Raw genomic sequence first — 4,540 nt, forward strand, 5'->3', positions numbered from 1 at the left:
ACCTTATGAAGAGTCCGCCGAGAGAAATATTGCTCGACAGGCCGATGAAAGTCTGGCCGTTCACTACAAATTCGATAGCACAACGCATTACGAGTCTTTCATCTCGCCTCGGCCTCTGTTTGATCGTTACCATTTCCTCTCCTTCAGGGCAGTCCCCGAGTTCTTCTGTGGATCTAGAGGCAAGACTGATGCCAGATCGATGAATTAAGACAAAATTACTCATATTTCATAAAACAATTTGATTTTAAAAGGTTTTCATGTCTAGAATGCTGGGGATGCCGGGAATAGAAAGGCGTTTGGTGGCCGAAACTCGAACAGCATGACCGGAAAACGGTCAGTTCAATGCGTGGCTACGGGTCTTCTCAAAGACCACTCAATGGCAGACCTTTTTCCCGGACCCCGCGCCGAGTTCGAGTTATTGAAACTGATCCTGTTCCCTTTTGTTTCAGAATCCGGCTGTCGCTGTCAGAGTCGAGTTTTTCTCTGGAAAACAAACGGTCTCCGGGTTTCATGAATAGGTACTTCGATGGCGAACAAACTAAAACAATGAAGTCCATTTGAGATTCTTATTAACTTGATTAAAATTATTGAATTGAATAAATGGGACAATTCTAGTACTGTTTTGATAAGAGAAAGGGCGGCCTATCAGGCGACAGGCTTCTTTGAGCTTGGAAGGATTGCAGCCGCAGGCCGCGGAAAAGACTTGCAGTTCTTTTTAAAGGAGGTGTTCAGAATGAAACCTTTAACTTTCAACGACACTCCGATGGCGGGAATCATCGCACGCACACGCATTGCGGGGGCAGCCATACTCGTGTTCGTCGCCGTTTCCTTAGCGATTAACGTCGGGGTCGCAACCGCCTCTTCCCTTACGGCGGGAAAGATGTATGTGATAGGTCTTGGAGCCGATACTGTGGTTCAGGCGAATCTGGACGGCACGGGAGCGGTGGGCCTCGGCGACTTGAACGGGTTTCCCGACGGCGGCGTATGCGCGATAGCGATCGATAGCGTGCACAGCAAGATGTATGTGGGCTCCTTTTTCACCACATTGACTCAGGCGAATTTGAACGGCACGGGAGCGGTAGATCTCGGCGACCTCAACGGCACTTCGCATGCAGTATGCGGCGTAGCGTTGGACATACCCAACGGGAAGCTGTATGTAACGAATAACGGCTCCAACTACAATACCGTGAGTCAGGCGAATCTGGACGGCAGCGGAGGGGTGAGCCTCGGCAACCTCAACGGCACACTCACTTCTCCTCAGGCTATAGCATTGGACACAATCCACAGCAAGATGTATGTGACAAATGTCTTCGAAAATACTCTGAGCATGGCGAATCTGGACGGCACCGGAGGGGTGAGCCTCGGCACTCTCAATGACACACTCTCCTTTCCTGACGGTATAGCATTGGATGTAGCGAACGGGAAGATGTACATAGCTAACAATGGCGATAATACGATAGTCCGGGCTAATCTGGACGGCACCGGAGCGGTAAGCCTCGGCACCCTCAACGACACTCTGAACGGACCATGGGGGATCGCCTTGGATCTGATCGGCGGCAAGATATATGTCACCAATAATGGCAATAACACAGTAAGCCAGGCGAATCTGGACGGTACAGACGGGGTTAGCCTCGGCAATCTCGGCGGCAAGTTGAGTTATGCATCCGGGATAGCGCTCAATTTTTCGACCGTCACCCCTTCTTTTCTGCAGAATCTCTCTTTGTACGTGGAGATTCTGTTCGGAATCGGAAATGACGGCGGAGGTATCGGGATTCTCCCGGGCGGGGGAATAATAAACATTCCGCCTGTCGGTCCACCTGATCCGATCTTTCTTACTCTTCGCGATAACATGCCGGAGGTTCTCCAGGCCGTCGAGCTTTATGAAAGCACCCTGGTAGCCGGAGTTCCAATGAACAACACGATAAGACAGGAAAGGAGGCAGGCGTTGCTTATGGCAGTAGAGGCGCTGACGAAGATGCAGTTGTCACTGGGAAAAGCGCTTATCGGCAAATAGAACGCAATTCCTTTCGTGATTGTGCGTGAATCCCTGAAGTTCAAAGGGCGAGGCAAAAAGTCTCGCCTTTTTTCTTGATCCGTTGTCTTCTTTCCCCAAGCCGAGTGATTGTTGTTCAATTGGCGAAAGGGCACTCCCTTCCGTTCCTTGTCCCAAGTCGATTGGATGAATCACGAGCCATAAAGCGATAAGACATTTTATTTATGCTTGCACTCTTGATGGAGTTGCGGTGATGCTTTCTTCTCCGGCGCGCACAGTCTAAAACCCCTTGAAAAAATTAGAAAAAGTTTCTATACTATACTTTCCTCAAAAATTTCGGGGAGGTATCCGTATCTGGACCGGATATTCCGGCATCAGAGACATTGAGCCATGGAAAACCTGAAGAAACTCAGAAACGGGATCGACAAGATTGACGACAAGCTGCTCGATCTTCTGAACAAGCGGGCGAGAATTGTACTCGAGATAGGGCGGATCAAGAGGAAGGAGAAAGCGAATTTTTATTCTCCCGAGCGGGAGAAGGAGATTTTCGACAGGCTCACCTCAAAGAATAAAGGTCCGTTCCCGAACGATGCCTTGAGAATATTCTTCAGGGAGATACTTTCCGCCTCTCTCTCTCTGGAAGAACCTCTTAAGGTCGCCTGTCTCGGTCCCCTCGCGACATTCACCCATCTCGCGGCCCTGAAATATTTCGGGGCGTCTGCGAGCGTCCTGCCCGTTGAGGGCATCAAAGACGTATTCGAATATGTCCATTACGGGAAGTCGGATTTCGGCGTCGTTCCCATAGAGAATTCGAACGAGGGCGTGGTCAGCTATACCCTTGACATGTTTATGGATTACGACCTCAAGATCGTGGGCGAGATCATGCTGAAGATATCCCATAATCTCCTCTCCATGACGGGGGAGATGTCTGACATAAAAAAGATCTATTCTCACCCCCAGGCAACGGCGCAGTGCCGCAGGTGGCTGGAGCAGAACCTGCCCGGCGTACCGGTCCATGAAACGACGAGCACGGCGAAGGCTGCTGAGCTCGCCTCCAGACACGAAGATTCTGCGGCGATCGCGAGCGAGGTTGCGGCCAAGCTCTATGATCTCAGGTTTGTCGAGCATACCATCGAGGATTTCAAGGACAACTACACCCGGTTCCTCATTATCAGCAGGGAGCAGGCAAAGAAGTCGGGAAGAGACAAGACATCGGTAATGTTCTCGATAAAAGACAAGCCCGGTGCTCTCTTCAGCATCCTTGAACCCTTCAAGCAGGCGAAGATAAATCTTACGAAGATCGAATCGAGGCCGTCCAAGAGGAAGGCATGGGAATACATATTCTTCGTCGATATGGTAGGTCATAAGGATGACAAGAAGGTGAAAAGGGTATTGGACGGTGTGAAGGAGCACTGTCTCTATCTCAAAATACTCGGCTCCTATCCGATAGGAGAACTCAATGATTAATCCTCCTGAATATGTCTCTGCGATGAAACCCTATGTGCCGGGCAAACCGGTCGAGGAGCTCGAACGGGAACTTGGGATCAGCGGTTCCGTGAAGCTCGCATCAAACGAGAACCCGATCGGGCCGTCCCCTCTGGCCGTCTCGGCGCTGAGCGCTGCGACGAAGAATCTCAACAGGTACCCCGACGGGAGCGGATACTACCTCAGGAACGCGCTCTCGGAAAAACTCTCCGTCAACCCCGACAGCATCATCCTCGGCAATGGTTCGAACGAACTCCTCGATATCGCCGCTCGGACTTTCATGAGGCCCGGCGATGAGGCTGTCATGGCGCATCCCTCCTTTGTTGTTTATTCCATGGCGGTTCAATCACTGGGGGGAAAGGCGGTGCAGGTGCCTCTCAAGGATTTTACCCATGACCTCACGGCTATGTTGCATGCGGTGACGGAGAAGACGAGGATGGTCTTCATAGCGAACCCGAACAATCCGACCGGCACGATGAACAAGAAAGAAGAATTCGACCGGATGATGGAGGGGATGCCCGATGGGATTCTGACGGTTGTCGATGAGGCATACTATGAATATGTCTCCGACCCTGACTATGCGGACAGCATGAAATGGTTCGGAAAGGGAAAGGACATTCTCATCCTGAGGACCTTCTCGAAGATATATGGACTCGCGGGCCTGAGGATCGGTTACGGCATCGCGAAGGGCTACATCATTACCGAGATGAATAAACTCAGGCCGCCTTTCAACACGAATTCGATCTCTCAAGTGGCTGCTCTTCATGCCTTGCGCGACGAGGAGCACGTTGCGCGATCCCGAAATATGAACGATGAGGGGAAGCGTTATCTCTATCGGGAGCTGGAGAGGCTCGGGCTTGTGTACGTGCCGACAGAGGCAAACTTCATTTACATGCCGGTGAAAGGCTCGATGGACCTCTACGAGAGGCTGCTTCGTTCCGGAGTCATCGTGAGGCCGATGGGGCCGGATGCGATAAGGGTGACGATCGGACTCCCCGAAGAAAACAGACGGTTCATCGAAGCGTTCGGGAGCGTCATGCGGTAATCCGGCAGCGGGCATTT

Annotated in this window: 3 protein-coding genes; all 3 read left to right on the plus strand. The window is 51.5% G+C overall.

Annotated features, from left to right (window positions below):
- The first annotated feature begins 733 nt into the window (after positions 1-733).
- The 3 genes from VEI96_06890 to hisC all read left to right on the plus strand — a co-directional run bounded on the left by VEI96_06890 (position 734) and on the right by hisC (position 4,523).
- On the plus strand, positions 734-2,014 hold the full coding sequence (locus VEI96_06890; protein ID HXX57710.1) for a hypothetical protein: 1,281 nt from the start codon (positions 734-736) through the stop codon (positions 2,012-2,014).
- A 369-nt stretch (positions 2,015-2,383) separates the two neighbouring features.
- Complete coding sequence (gene pheA, locus VEI96_06895) at positions 2,384-3,460, plus strand: prephenate dehydratase (protein ID HXX57711.1); 1,077 nt, start codon at positions 2,384-2,386, stop codon at positions 3,458-3,460.
- A complete protein-coding gene (hisC, locus tag VEI96_06900; protein HXX57712.1) occupies positions 3,453-4,523 on the plus strand; it encodes a histidinol-phosphate transaminase in 1,071 nt (356 codons plus the stop codon). Before pheA ends, hisC begins: the two co-directional genes overlap by 8 nt.
- The last annotated feature ends 17 nt before the right edge of the window (positions 4,524-4,540 follow it).

Source organism: Thermodesulfovibrionales bacterium (assembly GCA_035622735.1).
Taxonomy (GTDB): domain Bacteria; phylum Nitrospirota; class Thermodesulfovibrionia; order Thermodesulfovibrionales; family UBA9159; genus DASPUT01.

Excerpts from the sequence above, each read along its gene's own strand:
- VEI96_06890 (HXX57710.1), top strand. The coding sequence starts at position 734 with ATGAAACCTTTAACTTTCAACGACACTCCGATGGCGGGAATCATCGCA.
- pheA (HXX57711.1), top strand. The coding sequence starts at position 2,384 with ATGGAAAACCTGAAGAAACTCAGAAACGGGATCGACAAGATTGACGAC.
- hisC (HXX57712.1), top strand. The coding sequence starts at position 3,453 with ATGATTAATCCTCCTGAATATGTCTCTGCGATGAAACCCTATGTGCCG.